7 protein-coding genes and 1 pseudogene are annotated in these 23144 nt (G+C 68.1%); 5 read left to right on the plus strand and 3 right to left on the minus strand.

Translation table 11 applies throughout. The annotated features are described in order from the left end of the window. Window positions 1–130: 130 nt before the first annotated feature. The 5 genes from LGN17_RS20945 (at window position 131) to LGN17_RS20965 (ending at window position 15109) form a co-directional block, all read left to right on the plus strand. Window positions 131–961: a response regulator transcription factor gene (locus LGN17_RS20945; RefSeq protein WP_226198466.1), complete on the plus strand. Its 831-nt coding sequence runs from the start codon at window positions 131–133 to the stop codon at window positions 959–961. Between the two features lie 102 nt (window positions 962–1063). Further along, window positions 1064–4066: a sensor histidine kinase gene (locus tag LGN17_RS20950; RefSeq protein WP_226198467.1), complete on the plus strand. Its 3003-nt coding sequence runs from the start codon at window positions 1064–1066 to the stop codon at window positions 4064–4066. A gap of 209 nt (window positions 4067–4275) precedes the next feature. Then, entirely contained in the window at window positions 4276–10176 is a 5901-nt protein-coding gene (locus LGN17_RS20955) for an ESPR-type extended signal peptide-containing protein (protein WP_226198468.1), read from the plus strand. Window positions 10177–10609: 433 nt separating this feature from the next. Continuing rightward, window positions 10610–14194: a YadA family autotransporter adhesin gene (locus LGN17_RS20960; RefSeq protein WP_226198469.1), complete on the plus strand. Its 3585-nt coding sequence runs from the start codon at window positions 10610–10612 to the stop codon at window positions 14192–14194. Window positions 14195–14413: 219 nt separating this feature from the next. Continuing rightward, complete coding sequence (locus tag LGN17_RS20965; protein ID WP_226198470.1) at window positions 14414–15109, plus strand: response regulator transcription factor; 696 nt, start codon at window positions 14414–14416, stop codon at window positions 15107–15109. 77 nt (window positions 15110–15186) lie between these two features. Here LGN17_RS20965 and LGN17_RS20970 read toward each other — a convergent pair whose 3' ends face one another. The 3 genes and pseudogenes from LGN17_RS20970 to LGN17_RS20980 form a co-directional block, all read right to left on the minus strand. Continuing rightward, window positions 15187–15912 carry a response regulator transcription factor gene (locus LGN17_RS20970; RefSeq protein WP_226198471.1) on the minus strand — a complete coding sequence of 242 codons (726 nt, stop codon included), beginning with the start codon at window positions 15910–15912 and terminating at the stop codon, window positions 15187–15189. A 326-nt stretch (window positions 15913–16238) separates the two neighbouring features. Next, window positions 16239–16949, minus strand: a complete 711-nt coding sequence (locus LGN17_RS20975; RefSeq protein WP_226198472.1) for an OmpA family protein — start codon at window positions 16947–16949, stop codon at window positions 16239–16241. A 103-nt stretch (window positions 16950–17052) separates the two neighbouring features. Beyond that, window positions 17053–23112, minus strand: a pseudogene (locus tag LGN17_RS20980) (YadA-like family protein); the annotation flags it as partial. Window positions 23113–23144: the final 32 nt, after the last annotated feature.

Below are 23144 nucleotides of genomic sequence, written 5' to 3' on the forward strand. Positions count from 1 at the left end.
CTTGCGATGCCGAACACCCCACAATGGCCTCACCTGCCGCTCGCTGCCTGGATGCGGGCGGCCGGGGTTTCCATAGTCGATATTTGTCCCGCCGCCCCCGGCGGGATCTTTTTTCCGAAGCCGTTGCATCGTGACCGACGCATCTCCGCTCGCCATCGCAATTCTGACGATCGACCACCCGAGCCGCCACGCGTTCGACGATCGCCTGCGCCGCGCCGGATACGGCTACGACCGCCTGCGCATCGACGACATCCTCAGGAAATCCGGCTACCGCCCCACCCGCTTCGAATACCTGCCCGAGCTGCTGTCCGCCTGCGACGCGCGGCCGTTCGACCTGTTCGTCGTGCAGTGCGAATCGGCCTGCTTCCGCACGCTCGAAGCGATCCGCACGCTGCGCGCGCGCTTTTCCGATACCGCGCCGATCCTGTCGATCAGCCAGCGCGACGACAAAACGGCGCGCGCCGTCTGCTTCGCGGCGGGCGCCAACGAGCACCTGCCCTACTCGTCGCCGCCCGAGCTGCTCGTCGCGAGCGTGTCGACCTGGCTCCGATGGGCGCACCACCGGACCACGCATCATCGGCACTGGCGGGTCGGCCGCTTCGAGTTCGATGCGGCCGAACGCACGATCCGCGTCGGCGGTCGCGAGCACGTGCTGACCGAGAAGCACTTCCAGATCACGACCGCGTTCTTCCTGAACATGGGCCGCGCGCTCGGGCGCGCGCACCTGAGCCAGCTCGTGTGGGGCTCGCTCGTCGCGACGGCGAGCCGCCGCGTCGATACGCACGTCGCCGCCCTGCGCGACCGGCTCGAACTCGACGGCCGGCACGGCGTGCGGCTGATGACGATGTACGGGGTCGGCTATCGGCTCGTGATGTGCGAACCGGGCGACACCGGCGGGACCGACGAGGCTGACGAAACCGACGAGACCGGCACCCTGCACGACCTCGACGGCATGCCCTGAACGCCCGGCCGTGCAAGCGCGGGCCCACGCTGCCGCCATGCAGTATGGGAACGGGTCCGACTCCATTATCATGGCGGAACCCTGGCCGACTCCCCGCTCCCGATGGACCACCGCGCCGCACCCGATCGCCCGCGCCCGGCCGCCCGCGCCGCGGCCCCTTCCCGCCCGCCGGTCGGCCGCCGGCAGCGCGCGCTGCTCTACGGCGGCGGCATCGCCGTGACGATCGCGATCCTGCTCGCCAGCGGCCTGATGCTGTATGCGGTCGCGAAGGAAACCATCCACGAGCGCTACACGGCGTTCGCCGTGCGTCACTTCCTCGTCCAGTTCGAATTCAAGCTGCGCATGACGGGCATGGTTTCGCTCGTCACGCACGACGAGGCGTTCCACGCCACGCGCGTGACCGACCCCGCGCTGGTCGCCGACCTCGACGCCGGGCACGGCCGGCTCGAACTGAAAGGCGGCGAGCGCATCCCGTCGATGCTGGTGCTCGCCGACCTGTCGCCGGCCACGCCGGCAGCGTCGTACGAGCGCGATCTCGCGATGGCGAGCGACCTGACCTATCGCGTCGGCGCCTATCTCGCGAACCACGATACCGAGCGCGCGGTCGCGGGCTACGTGTACCGCCCCGATCGCCGCTTCGCGCTGGTGATCCCGGCTCCCGCCGCGGGTTCGCCGGCGGCGGGCGCGGCCGGCGCGTCGGCGTTGCTCGCGCAGGTCGCGGCCGGCCTCGAACCGCCCGCAGCCGGCCGGTTCATCTGGCACGCACCCGCTTACGATCCGGTGCAGCGGCGCGACGTGTTCCGGCTCGTCGGCGCCGCGTATGCCGGCGGCCGGCCGTTCGAGGTGCTCGTGTCGACGCTGCCCGTCGACGTGCTGCGCACGCGCCTGACCACCGAGTACGCGACCAACGGCGCGATCATCGCCGATGCGCAGGGCAACACGCTGCTGCGCACCGGCGCGGCCGTGAGCGACGCGGCCACGCTCGCCACGCTGAAGCGCCTAGCCGCGCGCACCCGCGCGGCGACCGGCAACGGCCCGCGCACCGCCTACGGCGGCGGCCTGTTCGCGCTGAGCCAGCCGATCCCCGATACCGACTGGACGGTCGTGCAGGCGTTCACGCTGCGCTCGCTCGCCGCCGCGATCGGCCTGCAGGCCGGCTGGTACGTCGCGGTGATGCTGGCCGCGCTCGCGCTCGTGTGGGGGCTGCTGGTGCTGTTCGACCGCCGCGTGCTGAAGCCCGACGATGCGCGCACGCGCCGCGTGGTCGAAAGCGAGAACCTGAACCGGACGATCGTCGAAGCCGCGCCGTCCGGCATCGCGCTGCTGTCGCTCGCCGACGGCACCGTGCTGCTGCAGAACGACACGATGCGCGCGTACGACGCACGCATCGCCGCCGCGCCGTCGCTCGCGGCGCGGCTGCTGGCGCGCTTCGACACGTCGCCCGGCGCGAGCGCGTGGCAATCCGACCTGCACGTCACGCTGCCGGCCGGCGGCGGCGAAACCGTCGACCTGCTCGTCAATCTCGTGCGCACCCGCTACCGCGACGCGGACGTCGTGCTGTGCAACTTCTCCGACATCACGTCGCAGAAGAACATCGAGCGCAAGCTCGACGAGGCGCTGCGCGCCGCCGACGCCGCGAACGACGCGAAATCGGCGTTCCTCGCGACGATGAGCCATGAAATCCGCACGCCGCTCAACGCGATCCTCGGCAACCTCGAGCTGATCGGCCGCGAGCCGCTCGCCGACACGCAGCGCGAGCGGCTGCAGACGGTCGAGGGCGCGTCGTCGGTGCTGCTGAACCTGATCAGCGACATCCTCGACCTGTCGAAGATCGAGGCCGGCCAAATGACGATCGAGGCGATCCCGTTCGATCTCGCGGAAGCGATCGAGCAGACCGGCGCGATGTTCGAGCCGCTCGCGACGGCGAAGGGGCTGCAGTACGACGTCATCGTCGACGATGCGCTCGCGTCGCGCTACGTCGGCGATCCGGTGCGGATCCGGCAGATCGCCGCGAACCTCGTCGGCAACGCGATCAAGTTCACCGACCGCGGCGACGTCACGCTCGAAGTCTATCTGCGCGACGATGCGGACCCGGCGTCGCCGGTCGTGATCGGCGTGAGCGACACGGGCATCGGCATGACCGACGCGCAGCGCGCGGCGCTGTTCCGGCCGTTTACGCAGGCCGATACGTCGATCACGCGCCGCTACGGCGGCACGGGGCTCGGGCTCGCGCTGACCCAGCACCTCACGCAGATGATGCACGGCGCGATCGACGTGAAGAGCGCGCCCGGCGAAGGCAGCACGTTCGTCGTCACGCTGCCGCTGCGCGCGGCGACCGACGCGGAGATCGCGCGCCACGACGCCGAGACCGCCGACGCGGACGCCGGCGCGGCGCTGCCGGCGCTGGCCGCGCGCGTGCTCGTCGTCGACGATCATCCGGTGAACCGCACGCTGCAGCAGAGCCAGCTCGTCACGCTCGGCTACGCGGCCGATGCGGCCGACGACGGCGCGTCGGCGCTGCGCCGCTGCGCCGAGACGCGCTACGACCTCGTGATGACCGACCTGAACATGCCCGGCATGGACGGCTACACGCTCGCGCGCGTGCTGCGCGCCCGCTACCCCGATTTGCCGGTGATCGCGATCACCGCGCATGCGAGCGCGGCCGAGCATGCGCGCTGCGCCGAAGCCGGCATCGTCGCGGTGCTCGTGAAGCCGGTGCTGCTCGACACGATCGACCGCACCGTGCGCCGCTTCGCGAAGGTGGCGTCCGCCAGCCGGCCCGAGCAAAGCACGCTCGTCGATCTGGCCGAAGGCCCGTTGCCGCCGGACGTGCATCGGTTGTTCAGCGACACGCTCGACCGCTCGCTCGCGGCGATTCGCGATGCGCTCGCGCGTGGCGACGTGCCCGCGCTGCGGGCGGAACTGCATTCGCTGCGCGGCGCGTTCGCGACGATCCACGAGCACGCGGTGGCCGATGCGGTGCGCGACATGCAGGATCTCGTGCAGGCCGGCGATCCGGCCGCGCTCGAACCGCTGGTCGACCGCACCGAGCGCCTCGCGCGCGACACGCTCCGGCGCCGCGCGGCGCAGGCGCCGCAAGCCTGAACGGCCGCCGTCCGGCGGCTGTTTTTCCTTTCCTCCCAGCCCTCTCCCGGGCCGCCCGTCGCGGCGGCCCGTTCACGCGTTCGCTCGTACCGAGTGTAGGACCCGCCTTACGCGCAGCCCTTCACGAATAGGTTTTGGACGACAGATTCGGACCAGACCTATCCCTACCATCAGCGCATCAACCTGACGAACTGAAAGGAGTAGGGTCAATGAACAAGACGTATCGCAACATCTGGAACACGGCGACAGGCACATGGACGGCCGTGGCCGAAACGGCGCGCTCGCGCTCGAAGGGCTCGGCGCGCGCGGCGCGCCAGGCCGTGGTGGCGCTCGCGCTGGGCGGCGCGTCGATCGGCGGCGCGTTCGCGGCCGATGTGTGTACGACCGAGGATGGTGCGAGCGGATTGGTCGATGCGGCCGGGGTATGCAAGGTTGCGGGGGCAGGCTCGCGCACGATCGGCACGAGCGCGATCGGTACGGACGCGATCGGCACGACGGCCGCATTGGACGATACCTTTATCAAGGTGAACGGCATCACGACTCCGGGCACAACGGCAACGGGAAACCGAGATATCGCCATTGGCGATTCCGCTCGCTCCGACACCAAGAATGCGCCAGGGAATACCATTTCCGACTACGCAGTTGCGCTTGGCTCGAGCGCTTCGGCTGTGGGAACGGCCGCGACGGCGATCGGCGCAGGCGCCGTGGCCTCGACTGGCGACAATACCATTCGCTCGAATGCGACTTCGCTCGGCGCCAAGGCTGCGTCGACAGCGGTGGGGGCGACGGCCCTCGGCTTTGGGGCGATCGCCAGCGCGGGGAACTCCGTGGCGTTGGGCGCGAACAGCGTAGCCGATCGAACCAATGTCGTCTCGGTCGGATCGACAGCGCAGACCCGCCAGATCACCAACGTCGCCGCCGGCACGCAAGGCACCGACGCCGTCAACCTGACTCAGATGAACGCGGCAATTACTGCAGCGGACAACCCGTACATCCAGGTCCTGGGGGCCACGTCGGGTGCGACGGCCGCAGTAGCGACAGGATCGGCTGCGATGGCAATCGGCAATAGCGCATCGGCAACGGGCACCAATACCTTGGCTCTGGGAGCCGGAGCGACTGCCAGCGCCATCTATGGCGCAGCAATCGGCAGTGGCGCAAAGGCCACGGGGAGCGGCGACATCGCATTGGGTTTGAATTCACTGGCAAATCATGGGTCCGCAACCAGCGGCCAAAGCTCGATCGCAATTGGTGCGTACGCAACGACGACGGGCGCGGGCTCGATCGCGCTTGGCGGGTCGAATACGGCCAGCGGTTCGAACTCGGTCGCCCTGGGGATTTTCACTTCGGCGGGCGGTACGAACAGCGTAGCGCTGGGCGTGGGTAGCGTGACGGCGGCCGACAATACCGTTTCCGTCGGCTCGGCTTCGCTGAAGCGCAAGATCGTCAACGTCGCCGCCGGTACGGACGGCACGGACGCGGTTAATGTGGATCAGATGAACGCGGCCATTACTGCAGCGGACAACCCGTACATCGAGGTTCTGGGTGCCACGTCGGGTGCGACGGCCGCAGTGGCGACAGGATCGGCTGCGATGGCAATCGGCAATGGCGCATCGGCAACGGGCACCAATACCTTGGCTCTGGGAGCCGGAGCGACTGCCAGCGCCATCTATGGCGCAGCAATCGGCAGTGGCGCAAAGGCCACGGGTAGCGGCGACATCGCATTGGGTTTGAATTCACTGGCAAACCATGGGTCCGCAACCAGCGGCCAAGGCTCGATCGCAATTGGTGCGTATGCCACGACGACGGGCGCGGGCTCGATCGCGCTTGGCGGGTCGAATACGGCCAGCGGGTCGAACTCGGTCGCCCTGGGGATTTTCACTTCGGCGGGCGGCACGAACAGCGTGGCGCTGGGCGCGAATAGCGTGACGGCGGCCGACAATACCGTTTCCGTCGGCTCGGCCACGCTGAAGCGCCAGATCGTCAACGTCGCCGCCGGTACGCAGGCAACGGATGCGGTCAACGTCAGCCAGCTCCAGCCGGTCGTGACCGCGCTGGGCGGCGGCGCCACGATCGACACGGCGACGGGTGCGGTGACCGGCCCGACGTACACGCTCACCAACGGCGGCGTGCAAACCACGGTCGAGGGCGCACTCGACGCACTCGACAACTCCCTGTCGACCGCCAACAGCAACATTGCACGCAACACGGGCGACATCACGACGATCAACACCAAGCTCGACGGTCTGTCGAACGGTACGGTGGGCCTCGTCCAGCAAGCGGCTGCCGGCGCTGACCTGACGGTCGGCGCAAGCACCGACGGCGCAGCGGTCGACTTCACCGGCACGGCAGGCGCTCGCAAGCTGACCGGTGTCGATGCAGGGACCGTCTCGGCGTCGAGCACCGACGCGGTGAACGGTTCGCAATTGCACGGCGTCGCCGACAGCGTCGCCTCGGCTATCGGCGGCGGCTCCGTCGTGAATGCAGATGGTTCGATTTCCTCACCGAGCTTCACGATCGGCGATGGCAGCGGTGGTACAACCACCGTAACGTCGGTCGGCGGCGCAATCACCAACCTCGATGGTCGCGTGACGACGAACGAAGGCGACATCGCATCGCTGGCCGACCAGATCGGCAGCGGCACGGTTGGCCTTGTCCAGCAAGCCAGCGCAGGCGCGAATATCACGGTCGGTGCGAACACCGACGGCGCAGCCGTCGACTTCACCGGCACCGCCGGCGCTCGCAAGCTGACCGGTGTCGATGCAGGCGCCGTCTCGGCGTCGAGCACCGACGCGGTGAACGGCTCGCAACTGCACGGCGTCGCCGACAGCGTGGCATCGGCTATCGGTGGCGGCTCCGCCGTGAATACCGACGGTTCGATCTCCGCTCCGACCTTCACACTCGGCGACGGTAGCGGCGGCTCGACCACGATTCGCTCCGTCGGCGATGCGGTGACCAACCTCGATGGTCGCGTCACGACGAACGAAGGCGACATCGCCTCGCTGGCAGACCAGATCGGCAGCGGTACGGTCGGCCTCGTCCAGCAATCGGCTGCTGGCGCAAACATTACGGTCGGCGCGAGCACCGACGGTGCAGCCGTCGACTTCACTGGTACGGCCGGCGCTCGCAAGCTGACCGGCGTTGATGCAGGCGCCGTCTCGGCGTCGAGCACCGACGCGGTGAACGGTTCGCAATTGCACGGCGTCGCCGACAGCGTGGCATCGGCCATCGGCGGCGGCTCTGTCGTGAATGCAGACGGTTCAATCTCCGCTCCGACCTTCACGCTTGGCGACGGTAGCGGCGGCTCGACCACGGTTCGTTCCGTCGGCGATGCAGTCACCAACCTCAACGGCCGCGTGACGACGAACGAAGGCGACATCGCATCGCTGGCCGATCAAATCGGCAGCGGCACGGTCGGCCTTGTCCAGCAAGCCGGCCCGGGCGCGAACATCACGGTCGGTGCGAACACCGACGGCACTGCCGTCGACTTCACCGGCACCGCTGGCGCTCGCAAGCTGACCGGTGTCGATGCAGGCGCCGTCTCGGCGTCGAGCACCGACGCGGTGAACGGCTCGCAACTGCACGGCGTGGCAGACAGCGTCGCATCGGCCATCGGCGGCGGTTCCGTCGTCAATGCCGACGGTTCGATCTCCGCACCGAGCTTCACGGTCGGTGACGGCAGCGGCGGTACGACCATCGTTCACTCGGTCGGCGATGCGGTGACCAACCTCGATGGTCGCGTCACGACCAACGAAGGCGACATCGCCTCGCTGGCCGATCAGATCGGCAGCGGTACGGTCGGCCTTGTCCAGCAAGCCGGCGCAGGTGCGGACATCACGGTCGGCGCGAACACCGACGGTGCAGCGGTCGACTTCACCGGCACGGCCGGCGCGCGCAAGCTGACTGGCGTTGATGCAGGTGCCGTTTCAGCGTCCAGCACCGACGCGGTGAACGGCTCGCAACTGCATGGCGTCGCCGACAGCGTGGCATCGGCCATCGGCGGCGGCTCCGTCGTGAATGCTGATGGTTCGATCTCCGCACCGAGCTTCACGCTTGGCGACGGTAGCGGCGGCTCGACCACGGTTCGCTCCGTCGGCGATGCAGTCACGAACCTCAACGGCCGCGTGACGACGAACGAAGGCGATATCGCCTCGCTGGCCGACCAGATCGGCAACGGCACGGTCGGCCTCGTCCAGCAATCGGCTGCTGGCGCGAACATCACGGTCGGCGCGAACACCGACGGCGCAGCCGTCGACTTCACTGGTACGGCCGGCGCGCGCAAGCTGACCGGCGTTGATGCAGGCACCGTCTCGGCGTCGAGCACCGATGCAGTGAACGGTTCGCAATTGCACGGCGTGGCCGACAGCGTCGCCTCGGCCATCGGTGGCGGTTCCGTCGTGAACGCGGACGGCTCGATCTCCGCACCCAGCTTCACGATCGGCGACGGCCACGGCGGCTCGACCACGGTCGGCTCCGTCGGCGATGCAGTCACCAACCTCGACGGTCGCGCGACGACGAACGAAGGCGATATCGCGTCGCTGGCCGACCAGATCGGCAACGGAACGGTTGGCCTCGTCCAGCAATCGGCTGCTGGCGCGAACATCACGGTCGGTGCGAACACCGATGGCGCAGCGGTCGACTTCACCGGCACGGCCGGCGCGCGCAAGCTGACCGGCGTTGATGCAGGCACCGTCTCGGCGTCGAGCACCGATGCAGTGAACGGTTCGCAATTGCACGGCGTGGCCGAAAGCGTCGCCTCGGCCATCGGTGGCGGTTCCGTCGTGAACGCGGACGGTTCGATCTCCGCTCCGAGCTTCACGATCGGCGACGGCAGTGGCGGTACAACCACCGTCACGTCGGTCGGCGGCGCAATCACCAACCTCGATGGTCGCGTGACGACCAACGAAGGCGACATCGCCTCGCTGGCCGACCAGATCGGCAGCGGCACGGTCGGCCTCGTCCAGCAAGCCAGTGCAGGCGCCAACCTCACCGTCGGTGCGAACACCGACGGCATGGCGGTGAACTTCGCCGGCACGACGGGCAACCGCACGCTGTCGGGCGTCGCGAACGGCGTGAAAGACGACGACGCGGTGACGATCGCACAGCTGAAGGCGACGGGCCTCATCGACTACACGGGCAAGGAAATCGCGGCCGTGACGTACGACGATATCTCGCTTGCCAGCGTGACCTTCGGCGGTTCGGCCGGCACCACGCTGCTCAACGTCGCGCCGGGCCTGATCGCGGCGGGCAGCATGGAAGCCGTGAACGGCGGCCAGCTGTACGACCTTCAGGAGCAGTTCGCGCAGAAATACGCTGAACTCGACGGCCGGGTCGGCGACCTCGAAATCGGCAGCGGTTCGGGCGGCGGCTCGGGCGGCGACGGTGACGGCGGCGGCAACGTCGGCCCCGGCACGGGCGGCGAAGGCTCGCTCGTGGTCGGCGACGGCGCGGCAGCCTCGGGCGAGAACAGCTCGGCCATCGGCCAGGGGTCGGCCGCGTCGGGCGACGGCAGCACGGCGGTCGGCCAGGGTTCGAACGCCTCGGGCGGCAACAGCTCGGCGATCGGCCAAGGCTCTGTGGCATCGGGCGAGAACAGCTCGGCGATCGGCCAGGGCGCGGTGGCCTCGGGTAGCGGCGGCACGGCCATCGGCCAGGGCTCGAACGCGAGCGGCGACAACAGCACGGCGATCGGTCAGGGTTCGCACGCCTCGGGCAACAATTCGGTGGCGCTCGGCGCGGGTTCGACGGCGGATCGCGACAATGCCGTATCGGTCGGTTCGGCCGGGAACGAACGCCAGATCACCCACGTCGCGGCCGGTACCGCACCGACCGACGCCGTGAACGTGCAGCAGATGAACAATACCGTCAGCAGCGCCCGCAAGGATGCAATGGGCGGGGTGGCCGCAGCGATGGCCGTGGCAGGCTTGCCGCAATCGACGCTGCCGGGCCGCACGTTTGTCGCGATAGCGGGCAGCACTTACGGTGGCGAGGTCGGTTCGGCGCTCGGCGTGTCGTACATGACGCGCGACGGCAAATGGACCATCAAGGCCGGGGCAACCACCAGCAGCCGCGGCGAGTTCGGCGGTGTCGTGGGCGGCGGCTTCTACTGGTAAAACCAGCGCCCCTGCCGGCGGCACGGGCCAGTCGATCGACTCCGTCCCGGACGGAGCATCGACCCGAAGCGGGAGAGCGATCTCCCGCTTCTTTTTTTCGCCGACGGCGCGACGCCATCGCGTCCGGCTTGCCTGCACGCCGGGCGCTCACGCATTCTCCCCAACCTCCCCCATGCGGCACCCGCCGCGCGGCACGCTCCGGCACCGCGCGGCGCAGGCGCCGCAAGCCTGAACAGCCGCCGTCCGGCGGCTGTCGTTCCTTCCCCCGTGCCCTCTCCCCGGCCACCCGTCGCGGCGCCCCGTTCGCCCGTGCGCGCGTGTAGGACTCGCCCTACAAACATCGCTTCCCGAATCGGTTTCGGACGACAGATTCGGACGAGGCCGATCCCTAACATGGGCTCATCAACCTGACGAACTGAAAGGAGTAGGGTCAATGAACAAGACGTATCGCAACATCTGGAACACGGCGACGGGCACATGGACGGCCGTGGCCGAAACGGCGCGCTCGCGCTCGAAGGGCTCGGCGCGCGCGGCACGCCAGGCCGTGGCGGCGCTCGCACTGGGCAGCGCGTCGATCGGCGGCGCGTTCGCGGCCGATGCGTGTACGACCGAGGATGGTGCAAGCGGATTGGTCGATGCGGCCGGGGTATGCAAGGTTGCGGGGGCAGGCTCGCGCACGATCGGCACGAGTGCGATTGGTACGGACGCGATCGGCACGATGGCCGCATTGGACGATACCTTTATCAAGGTGAACGGCATCACGACTCCGGGCACAACGGCAACGGGGAACCGAGATATCGCCATTGGCGATTCCGCTCGCTCCGACACCAGAAGTGCGCCAGGGAATACCATTTCCGACTACGCGGTTTCGCTTGGCTCGAGCGCTTCGGCTGTGGGAACGGCCGCGACGGCGATCGGCGCAGGCGCCGTGGCCTCGACTGGCGACAATACCATTCGCTCGAATGCGACTTCGCTCGGCGCCAAGGCTGCGTCGACAGCGGTGGGGGCGACGGCCCTCGGCTTTGGGGCGATCGCCAGCGCGGGGAACTCCGTGGCATTGGGTGCGAACAGCGTAGCCGATCGAACCAATGTCGTCTCGGTCGGATCGACAGCGCAGACCCGCCAGATCACCAACCTCGCCGCCGGCACGCAAGGCACCGACGCCGTCAACCTGAATCAGATGACCGCGGCAATCGCAGCGACGGACAACCCGCGAGTCGTCGTCGGCGGAACCGTCGATGCCGCCACGTCGGGCCGTGCCACGAACATCGCCATCGGCAACGGCGCCAAGTCGACCTACTCGGGTACCGGTGTCGGCACTTTCTCGTCTGTCGCCATGGGCGACAACGCCAACGCAACCGGCAACGGCACTGTCGCGCTGGGCACCGGTACGTCGGCATCCGGCTCCGGCGCCATCGCACTGGGCCCGAACAGCACCGCATCGGGCCGCGGCGGCGTCGCGATCGGCACCCGGGCCAACGCAGCCGGGGAGGATGTCATTTCGCTCGGCGTGGACTCGGCGGCGACTGGCGCGCAAAGCACTGCAATCGGGACGTCGGCAACCGCAAACAGCACGGGCTCGGTCGCGCTCGGTAACGGAGCGACCAGTTCGGGCAACAATGCCACCGCAATCGGCCGTCTTGCCACCGCCGGCGCTGTCAATGCCACGGTATTGGGCGGAAGCGCCAAGGCAACGGGCGACAACGCGATCGCGGTCGGCCAAAGCTCGGCCGCAAGCGGCCTGTCGGCGGTTGGCATCGGCTTCCGGGCCAACGCTCAGGCAGACGGCTCGGTCGCGCTCGGCATGGATTCCGTCGCGGATCGCGCCGACACCGTTTCCGTCGGTTCGTCCAGCAAGCAACGCCAGATCGTCAACGTCGCCGCCGGCACGCAGGCAACGGATGCGGTCAACCTCAGCCAGCTCCAGCCGGTCGTAACCGCGCTGGGCGGCGGCGCCACGATCGACACGTCGACCGGCGCCGTGACCGGCCCGACGTACGCGCTCGCCAACGGCGGCCCGCAAACAACGGTCGGTGGCGCACTCGGCGCACTCGACGGCAACATCACGACGATCAATACCAAGCTGGACGATCTGTCGAACGGCACGATCGGCCTCGTCCAGCAAGCCGGCGCAGGCGCGAGCATCACGGTCGGTGCGAACACCGACGGTGCGGCCGTCGACTTCACCGGCACGGCCGGCGCGCGCAAGCTGACTGGCGTTGATGCAGGCACCGTCTCGGCGTCCAGCACCGACGCGGTGAACGGCTCGCAACTGCACGGCGTCGCCGACAGCGTGGCGTCGGCCATCGGCGGCAGTTCCGTCGTCAATGCCGACGGTTCGATCTCGGCTCCGAGCTTCACGGTCGGTGACGGCAGCGGCGGTACGACCATCGTTCACTCGGTCGGCGATGCAGTGACCAACCTCGACGGTCGCGTCACGACGAACGAAGGCGACATCGCCTCGCTGGCCGACCAGATCGGCAACGGCACGGTTGGCCTTGTCCAGCAAGCCGGCCCCGGCGCGAACATCACCGTTGGTGCGAACACCGACGGCACAGCTGTCGACTTCACCGGCACGGCAGGCGCTCGCAAACTGACCGGTGTCGACGCAGGCACGGTCTCGGCGTCGAGCACCGATGCGGTGAACGGCTCGCAACTGCATGGCGTGGCCGATAGCGTCGCATCGGCCATCGGCGGCGGTTCCGTCGTCAATGCCGACGGTTCGATCTCGGCTCCGAGCTTCACGGTCGGTGATGGCAGCGGCGGTACGACCATCGTTCACTCGGTCGGCGATGCGGTGACCAACCTCGACGGTCGCGTGACGACGAACGAAGGCGACATCGCCTCGCTGGCCGACCAGATCGGCAACGGCACGGTCGGTCTCGTCCAGCAAGCCGGCCCGGGCGCCCACCTCACCGTCGGCGCGAACACCGACGGCATGGCGGTGAACTTCGCCGGCACGACGGGCAACCGCACGCTGTCGGGCGTCGCGAACGGCGTGAACGACGACGATGCGGTGACGATCGCGCAGTTGAAGGCAACCGGCCTCATCGACTACACGGGCAAGGAAATCGCGGCCGTGACGTACGACGATATCTCGCTCGCCAGCGTGACCTTCGGCGGTTCGGCCGGCACCACGCTGCTCAACGTCGCACCGGGCCTGATCGCGGCGGGCAGCATGGAAGCCGTGAACGGCGGCCAGCTGTACGACCTCCAGGAGCAGTTCGCGCAGAAATACGCTGAACTCGACGGCCGGGTCGGCGACCTCGAAGTCGGCGGCGGTTCGGGCGGCGGCGATGGTGGTGGCGATGGCAGCGGCCTGGTCGGCCCCGGCACGGGCGGCGAAGGCTCGCTCGTGGTCGGCGACGGCGCGGCAGCCTCGGGCGAGAACAGCTCGGCCATCGGCCAGGGTTCGGCCGCGTCGGGCGACGGCAGCACGGCGGTCGGCCAGGGTTCGAACGCCTCGGGCGGCAACAGCTCGGCAATCGGCCAAGGCTCTGTGGCATCGGGCGAGAACAGCTCGGCGATCGGCCAGGGCGCGGTGGCGTCGGGCGAAAGCAGCACGGCCATCGGCCAGGGTTCGAGCGCGACCGGCAGCGGTTCGGTGGCGATCGGCGCGGGCTCCGTGGCGACCGAGGCGAACACCGTCTCGTTCGGTGACGGCACCGCCGAAGGCAACCGCCGGCTCGTGAACATCGCGGACGGCGTCAACGCCAGCGACGCGGCGACGAAGGGTCAGCTCGACCGGGCAATCAACGGCATGCAAGGCCAGATCAACGACGTCGCGAAGAACGCGTACGCCGGGGTCGCGGCGGCCATGGCGATGCCGAACCTGACGCCGTCGCAGCCGGGCAAGACCGTCGTCGCGGCCGGCGCCGCGAACTACAAGAGCGGCTCGGCGCTCGCGGCCGGCGCGACCTACCGGACGCGCGACGGCAAGTGGCTGATGAACGGCGCCGTGTCCGTCACTTCGACGGGCGATGCAGGCGTGCGTGCCCAGGTCGGCTACGAGTTCTGACCGGACGGCTCCGCCTCGCGCGGAGCGTCGACCCGCAGCGGGGGAGCGATCCCCCGCTGGTTCGGCCGACGGCCAGTGGCGGTTCCGAATGAGCCGCTACCGGCCGTCGGCGCGACGACATCGCGTCCGGCCTGCTTTGCACGCCGGACGCGCATGCATTCGTGCCGACCTCCGCCGCACGGCCCCCGCCGCGCGGCGCAACATGCAGGTACAACCGACATGCCAGGAAACTTCCCCATCCGCATCGTGATCGCCGACGACCATCCGGCGGTGGTCATCGGCGCACGCTACGAACTGTCCGCGACGAATACGCTCTCGGTGGTCGCAAGCGCCAGCAACTCGACCGAACTGATGGAAACCCTCGCGAGCCATCCGTGCGACGTGCTCGTGTCCGACTACGCGATGCCGGGCACCGAATACGGCGACGGCCTCGCGATGTTCTCCGCGATCCTGAAGCGGTATCCGAATCTGCGCATCGTCGTGATGACGATGATGGAGAACGCGGTGGCGCTACGCGCGCTGCTCGACCTCGGCATCGCATGCGTGGTCAGCAAGTCCGACATGACGAGCCACCTGACGATGGCGATCCACGCCGCCTACACGAACGGCCGCTACCTGTCGCCGTCGATGGACCGCATCCTGCGGGCCGCCGGCAACACGGGCGGCAAGGCGCCGGCGCTGTCCGCGCGCGAGCTTGAGGTGATCCGCCTGTTCGCGTCGGGCCTGTCGGTCAACGACATCGCCGAGCAGTTGAGCCGCAGCAAGAAGACGATCAGCACGCAGAAGAGTTCGGCGATGCAGAAGCTGGGCATCGAGCGCGACGTCGATCTGGTCCGCTACGCGATCGCGTGCGGGCTGGTGTCCGACTACGGTTATGCAACGCCGCTGCCGGCCATCGATTACACCCCGCGCTGACGCCGCGACAACGACGCCGGCCCATGGCCGGCCGCCCGGACGAACGATCCGGCACCCGATCCTGACCGGCCCGCCGGTCAGGCCGGATCGGTGCGCCCTTCCCCCTCTCCTTCCTGCTCCGCCGGCTTGCCCTCGCCGCCGGACGCGGCGACGATCCCGTGCTCCATCGCGTAGCGCAGCAGGTCGATATCCTTTTCCACGCCGAGCTTCTGCATCGCGCGCGCCTTCTGCGTGCTGATCGTCTTCTTGCTGCGGCTCAACTGATCCGCGATCTCGTTGACGGTCATCCCCGACGCATACAGCCGCACGACCTCGATCTCGCGGCTGCTCAGGCTCGGCGCCTGGTCCACGATCCGCGCGCTCGAATGCGCGGACAGCGTGCGCACGACCTTCTCGACCGACGGCGAATAGTAGGTGCCGCCCGTCGCGGCCGCATGCACGGCCGGAATCAGGTGGTCGATCGCATCCGACTTGCTGACGATGCACGCGATGCCGAGCCGCACCAGCGCGCCGACCACCGCCGCGTTGTCGAGCATGGTCAGCACGACCAGCTTCACGGCCGGGTAATTGCGTTGCAGGTAGGAGAACAGCGCGATGCCGTCGCCGTGCGCGTTGCCGGGCATCGCGTAGTCGGACACCAGCACGTCACACGCTCCCGCATCGAGCAGCGCGATCAGCTCGGTCGAATTGCCGGCCGTGCCGGCGAGCCGGATCGTCGGCACCGACGACAGCCCATGCTGGACGCCGACGAGCGTTGCCGGATGGTCGTCGGCCAATACCACACGTATCTGATAGCTTCCCATAGTCGTCCGAGTATTCACCGCTGTCGCGAGGGGCCGAACGGCCGCCCGATTGCCGGCGACGGCGCATGCGCGCCGTTCTTTCTGGATCGTAATTGGGCGCTAGTTTCGCACGAAACCGGGGCGATCAGACAGGAAGCAGACGGGAGCGGCCGCCGCGCGGCGCGCCGCAAAAGGAAAAAGCCGCCGGCTCGGTCGGAGCGGGCGGCTTGGCATGCCTGCCGGGACAACGGGGTGCGGCGGTCGATTGCGCCCCGTTCCTTCATCGGCTCGTGACCGGCGAAGGCCCTGGCGGCGCCGGCGAACCGGCGCCGCGATACGTCAATCGGTCATTTCACGTCCAGGCGGATCTCGACGCGGCGGTTCTGCGCGCGGCCGTCGGCCGTCGCGTTGGACGCGACGGGGTCGGCCGCGCCGAGGCCTTCGGCGGAGAACGAGCGGGCCTGCAGGCCGTTCGAACGCAGGTAGTTCACCACGGTGCGCGCCCGTGCTTCCGACAGCGTGCGGTTATGCGCGGCGCTGCCGGTCGAATCGGTGAAGCCCGTGATCGTGACGCGCGCGAATTCCACGCCGCGGTTGGTCGCGATGAAGCGATCGAGATCGTTGCGGGCCTGCGACGTCAGCGCCGCGCTGTCGGTCGCGAAATTCGCGTCGCCCTGCAGCAGCACCTGGCGCTGCTGCACCGGTTGCGGCGCAGGCTGCGGTGCCGGTGCAGGCGCCGGCGCGGGTTGCGCGACCGGCTGCGGCTTGCCGCACATGAACGTGATTTCGCGCGGATCCTTCATCGGCGCGCCGCTGCGGACGCGATCGATCATCTCGAGCGGCGTGAAGCCCTGCCCGCGGCAGAATTCCTCCGCCGCGCGGGCGCACGAATTGGCGCTGCCGAGCAGGCCGTCGCAGCTCACCCGGAACACGTTGTCCGGCTTGCCCGGGATGGATACCGCGCGAATGTCGTAGGTCGGCCCCGATTGCGTCGTACACGCACCGAGCACCATCGCGAATGCGCCGATCGACGCGACGCGCAAAAGCTTTGAAGTCATGATCTTGAATGGGCGTCCGCCCGAAGGCGGACGCGCTTGTATGAAAGGTTTGAAAGATCGGAACGGCGTTGCACGGGCGGGGCGCATGGCCCCGCCCCGCGCATTACCACTGGTACGACGCACCCACGCCAACCGTGTTGCCGCCGCTCGACAGACCCACGCCGGCCTTCATCTTCAGGTTCTGCGTGATACGGGCTTCCCCGCCGAACGCCACTGCCTGATAGCCCTTGTAGGTCGCGCCGCCGACACCGAACGACAGCGTCTTGCCCGGATCCACGCCCGGGATCATCGTCAGCGCGGTGGCTGCCGCGATACCCGAGTACGCGTTCTTCGACACGTCGTTGATCTGGCCTGCCAGACCGCCGACCGCACGGTCGAGCTGACCCTTCGTCGCGGCGTCGTTCGCGCCCACGCCGTCGGCGATGTTCACGATCCGGCGGTTGCCGGTGTCGGTGCCGTCGCCGAACGAGACGGTGTTCGCCTCGTTCGCCACGGAGCCCGAGCCGATCGCCACCGAACCGCTGCCGGTCGCGTTCGAACCCTGGCCGATCGCCGTCGCGTTCTCGCCCTTCGCGGCCGAACCCGCGCCGATCGCCGTGCCGCCGGCTGCCGCCACCGTCGAACCGGAGCCGATCGCCGTGCCGTTGTTCACGCCGGTGCCGATGGTCGACGCGCCGGAGCCCGCCGCCACGTTGCCGGTGCCGGTGCCGGCGTTCGCCGCCAACGAGCCGCCCGTGGTCTGGTCGGTCGCGCCGAAGTACGGGCTGTCGCCCGAACCGCCGCCGCTGCCACCGCCGCTGCCGGGGGGGTTCTGCTCGAGTGCGCCGACACGGTCGTCGAGGCCGCTGAACCGGTCGCTCAGCTCGCTCAACTGCCCGAAGTTCACCGCGTCGTACTGGCTTGCGCCGTCCGCCACGTTCGTCAGCCGCACCGGTGCCGCGCCAGTCCCGCCGAGGGTCACCGAACCGAAGTTCGGCGTGCCGTCGCCGTTCAGGTCGTAACGCACCGCGAGCGAATCGGTCGCGCCGTAGGCCGCCGCCGCTTGCACGGCTTCCGCCACGGTCGAGTACTTCTGGCCGTTCACTTCGATCGCCGTGTTCGCGAGCGTGCCGTCCGCGCCGACCGTCGTGCCGCCGCCGATCGTGTCCGCCACGCTCTGCGCCGTGCCGTGCAGTTGCGAACCGTTGATCGCGTCCGTGCTGGTCGCGTTCACCGCACCCGCCGCCACGTTCGTGATCGTCGTGCCGTCCGTGCCCTTCAACTTGACTTCGTCGAAGTTCGCCGAACCGTCGTCGTTCGTGCTGTACGTCACCGCCAGCGACGACAGGCCCGCACCCGGATTCGTCGGATCGACCGGCGCGACGAGGCCAGCGTCCTTCAACTGAGCCACGTTCACCGCGTCGGTGTCGTCCGTACCGGCAGCCACGTTCTTCACCTGCACCGGGCCGGCCGACTTGCCGCCGCCCAGCGTCACCGCGTTGTAGTTCGGCGAGCCGTCCGTGTTGCGGTCGTACGTCACCGCGGCGATCGATTGACCCGTCACCGGATCCACCAGCCCCGAACCGGCCAGCTGGTTGTTGATCACCGTGATGCTCTTCGTGTTGCTCACGACACGGCCATCGAGGTTGTCCAACGCGTCGCCAACGTTGCGGTAGTCGACCTTCGCCGTGGCATCCGTCGGATCGGCCAGCGAGTACGTCGGCGCCGTCACGTTGCCGCCGGCGTCGACGGTCGAGCCTCCGCCCAGCGAATCCGCGACGCTCTTCGACACGCCGTACAACTGCGAGCCGTTCACCGCGTCCGTGCTGGCCGTATTCACCGCACCGGCCTTCACGTTCGTCAGCGTCGTGCCGTCCGTGCCCTTCAGCTTCACCTCGTCGAGGTTCGCCGAGCCGTCCGCGTTCGTACCGTATGTCACCGCCAGCGACATCAGGCCCGCGCCCGGATTCGTCGGATTGACCGGCGCAACCAGGCCCGCATCCTGCAACTGGCCCAGGTTCACCGCGTCATGACGATCCGCACCATCCGCCACGTTCGACAGCGTCACCGGGCCGGTCGACTTGCCACCGCCCAGCGTCACCGCGTTGTAGTTCGGCGTGCCGTCCGCGTTGCGGTTGTACGTCACCGCGGCGATGGCCTTGCCGTCGTCGCCGATCAGGCCCGAGCCCTTCAGCTGGCTCACGTTCACTGCATCCGTGTCGGCCACACCGGCCTTCACGTTTGCAAGCGTCGTGCCGTTCGCGCCCTTCAGCTTCACTTCGTCGAAGTTCGCCGAGCCGTCTGCGTTCGTGCCGTACGTCACCGCCAGCGACGTCAGGCCCGCACCCGGATTCGTCGGATCAATCGGCGCAACCAGACCCGAATCCTGCAACTGACCCAGGTTCACCGCGTCATGACGATCCACGCCATCCGCCACGTTCGACAGCGTCACCGGGCCGGCCGAGTTGCCGCCGCCCAGCGTCACCGCGTTGTAGTTCGGCGTGCCGTCCGCGTTGCGGTTGTAAGTCACCGCGGCGATGGCCTTGCCGTCGTCGCCGATCAGGCCCGAGCCCTTCAGCTGGCTCACGTTCACCGCGTCCGTATCGGCCACACCGGCCTTCACGTTTGCAAGCGTCGTGCCGTTCGTGCCCTTCAGCTTCACTTCGTCGAAGTTCGCCGAACCGTCATCGTTCACGCTGTACGTCACTGCCAGCGTCGACGGGCCGACAGCCACATCCTTGATGGCATCGTTCAGCTGATCCAGGTTCACCGCATCGGTGCCCGCGACACCTTGCGCCACGTTCGACAGCGTCACCGGGCCGGCCGACTTGCCACCGCCCAGCGTCACCGCGTTGTAGTTCGGCGTGCCGTCCGCGTTGCGGTTGTAAGTCACCGCGGCGATCGATTGACCCGTCACCGGATCCACCAGCCCCGAACCGGCCAGCTGGTTGTTGATCACCGTGATGTTCTTCGTGTTGGTCACAACACGGCCGTCCAGATTGTCCAGCGCGTCGCCGACGTTGCGGTAGTCGACCTTCGCCGTGGCATCCGTCGGATCAACGAGCGAGTACGTCGGTGCCGTCACGTTGCCGCTTGCATCGACGGTCGAACCGCCGCCCAGCGAATCCGCGACGCTCTTCGACACGCCATACAGCTGCGAGCCGTTCACCGCGTCCGTGCTAGCCGTGTTCACCGCACCGGCCTTCACGTTGGTCAGCGTCGTGCCGTCCGTACCCTTCAGCTTCACTTCGTCGAAGTTCGCCGAACCGTCTGCGTTCGTGCCGTACGTCACCGCCAGCGACGTCAGGCCCGCGCCCGGGTTCGTCGGATCGACCGGCGCAACCAGACCCGAATCCTGCAACTGACCCAGATTCACCGCGTCTTGACGATCCGTACCATCCGCCACGTGCTTCAACTGCGTCGGGTTCGTGCCGTCACCCAGCGTCACCGAACCATAGTTCGGCGTGCCGTCCGTATTACGGTCGTACGTCACCGCGGCAATCGCCTTGCCATCGTCGCCGATCAGGCCCGAGCCCTTCAGCTGGCTCACGTTCACCGCGTCCTTGTCGTCGACGCCGGCCTTCACGTTCGACAGCGTCGTGCCGTCCGTACCCTTCAGCTTCACTTCGTCGAAGTTCGCCGAGCCGTCTGCGTTCGTGCCGTACGTCACCGCCAGCGACGTCAGGCCCGCACCCGGATTCGTCGGATCGACCGGCGCAACCAGACCCGAATCCTGCAACTGACCCAGGTTCACCGCGTCTTGACGATCCGTACCATCCGCCACGTGCTTCAACTGCGTCGGGTTCGTGCCGTCACCCAGCGTCACCGAACCATAGTTCGGCGTGCCGTCCGTATTACGGTCGTACGTCACCGCGGCAATCGCCTTGCCGTCGTCTCCGATCAGGCCCGAGCCCTTCAGCTGGCTCACGTTCACTGCATCCATGTCGGCAACACCCGCCTTCACGTTTGCAAGCGTCGTGCCGTCCGTGCCGCCCAGCGTCACCGAACCGTAGTTCGGCGAACCGTCCGCGTTACGGTCGTACGTCACCGCAGCGATCGCCTTGCCGTCGTCTCCGATCAGGCCCGAGCCCTTCAGCTGGCTCACGTTCACCGCGTCCTTGTCCGCAACACCGGCCTTCACGTTCGACAGCGTCGTGCCGTCCGTACCCTTCAGCTTCACTTCGTCGAAGTTCGCCGAACCGTCTGCGTTCGTGCCGTACGTCACCGCCAGCGACGTCAGGCCCGCGCCCGGGTTCGTCGGATCAACCGGCGCAACCAGACCCGAATCCTGCAACTGACCCAGGTTCACCGCGTCTTGACGATCCGTACCATCCGCCACGTGCTTCAACTGCGTCGGGTTCGTACCGTCACCCAGCGTCACCGAACCGTAGTTCGGCGTGCCATCCGCATTGCGGTCGTACGTCACCGCGGCAATCGCCTTGCCATCGTCGCCGATCAGGCCAGAGCCCTTCAGCTGGCTCACGTTCACTGCATCCATGTCGGCAACACCCGCCTTCACGTTTGCGAGCGTCGTGCCGTCCGTGCCGCCCAGCGTCACCGAACCGAGGTTCGACGAACCGTCCGCATTACGGTCGTACGTCACCGCAGCGATCGCCTTGCCATCGTCGCCGATCAGGCCCGAGCCCTTCAGCTGGCTCACGTTCACCGCGTCCTTGTCGTCGACGCCGGCCTTCACGTTCGACAGCGTTGTGCCGTCCGCGCCCTTCAGCTTCACTTCGTCGAAGTTCGCCGAGCCGTCTGCGTTCGTGCCGTACGTCACCGCCAGCGACGTCAGATTGCCCGTGCCGTCGTCGCCCACCAGGCCCGTGCTCTTCAGCTGGCCAAGGTTCAGCGCGTCGGTATCGTCGGTTGCGTCCGCCACGTGCTTCAGTTGCGTCGGGTTCGTACCGTCACCCAGCGTCACCGAACCATAGTTCGGCGTGCCGTCCGTATTACGGTCGTACGTCACCGCGGCAATCGCCTTGCCGTCGTCTCCGATCAGGCCCGAGCCCTTCAGCTGGCTCACGTTCACTGCATCCATGTCGGCAACACCCGCCTTCACGTTTGCAAGCGTCGTGCCGTCCGTGCCGCCCAGCGTCACCGAACCGTAGTTCGGCGTGCCGTCCGTATTACGGTCGTACGTCACCGCAGCGATCGCCTTGCCGTCGTCTCCGATCAGGCCCGAGCCCTTCAGCTGGCTCACGTTCACCGCGTCCATATCCGCAACGCCAGCCTTCACGTTCGACAGCGTCGTGCCGTCCGTACCCTTCAGCTTCACTTCGTCGAAGTTCGCCGAACCGTCTGCGTTCGTGCCGTACGTCACCGCCAGCGACGTCAGGCCCGCGCCCGGGTTCGTCGGATCAACCGGCGCAACCAGACCCGAATCCTGCAACTGACCCAGGTTCACCGCGTCTTGACGATCCGTACCATCCGCCACGTGCTTCAGTTGCGTCGGATTCGTGCCATCACCCAGCGTCACCGAACCATAGTTCGGCGTGCCGTCCGTATTACGGTCGTACGTCACCGCGGCAATCGCCTTGCCGTCGTCTCCGATCAGGCCCGAGCCCTTCAGTTGGCTCACGTTCACCGCGTCCTTGTCGTCGACGCCGGCCTTCACGTTCGACAGCGTCGTACCGTCCGTGCCCTTCAGCTTCACTTCGTCGAAGTTCGCTGAACCGTCTGCGTTCGTGCCGTACGTCACCGCCAGCGACGTCAGATTGCCCGTGCCGTCGTCGCCCACCAGGCCCGTGCTCTTCAGCTGGCCAAGGTTCAGCGCATCGGTATCGTCGGTTGCGTCCGCCACGTGCTTCAGTTGCGTCGGGTTCGTACCGTCACCCAGCGTCACCGAACCATAGTTCGGCGTGCCGTCCGTATTACGGTCGTATGTCACCGCAGCGATCGCCTTGCCGTCGTCGCCGATCAGGCCCGAGCCCTTCAGTTGGCTCACGTTCACCGCGTCCTTGTCCGCAACACCGGCCTTCACGTTCGACAGCGTCGTGCCGTCAGCGCCGCCACCCAGCGTCACCGAACCATAGTTCGGTGTGCCGTCCGTATTACGGTCGTACGTCACCGCAGCGATCGCCTTGCCGTCGTCGCCGATCAGGCCAGAGCCCTTCAGCTGGCTCACGTTCACTGCATCCATGTCGGCAACACCCGCCTTCACGTTTGCGAGCGTCGTGCCGTCCGTGCCGCCCAGCGTCACCGAACCGAGGTTCG

The organism is Burkholderia sp. AU30280, from assembly GCF_020420125.1.
Taxonomy (GTDB): domain Bacteria; phylum Pseudomonadota; class Gammaproteobacteria; order Burkholderiales; family Burkholderiaceae; genus Burkholderia.

Bases quoted from the DNA above. Each gene is read 5' to 3' on its own strand.
- LGN17_RS20950 (WP_226198467.1), top strand. From the start codon at position 1,064: ATGGACCACCGCGCCGCACCCGATCGCCCGCGCCCGGCCGCCCGCGCC.
- LGN17_RS20965 (WP_226198470.1), top strand. From the start codon at position 14,414: ATGCCAGGAAACTTCCCCATCCGCATCGTGATCGCCGACGACCATCCG.
- LGN17_RS20970 (WP_226198471.1), bottom strand. From the start codon at position 15,912: ATGGGAAGCTATCAGATACGTGTGGTATTGGCCGACGACCATCCGGCA.
- LGN17_RS20955 (WP_226198468.1), top strand. From the start codon at position 4,276: ATGAACAAGACGTATCGCAACATCTGGAACACGGCGACAGGCACATGG.
- LGN17_RS20960 (WP_226198469.1), top strand. From the start codon at position 10,610: ATGAACAAGACGTATCGCAACATCTGGAACACGGCGACGGGCACATGG.
- LGN17_RS20975 (WP_226198472.1), bottom strand. From the start codon at position 16,949: ATGACTTCAAAGCTTTTGCGCGTCGCGTCGATCGGCGCATTCGCGATG.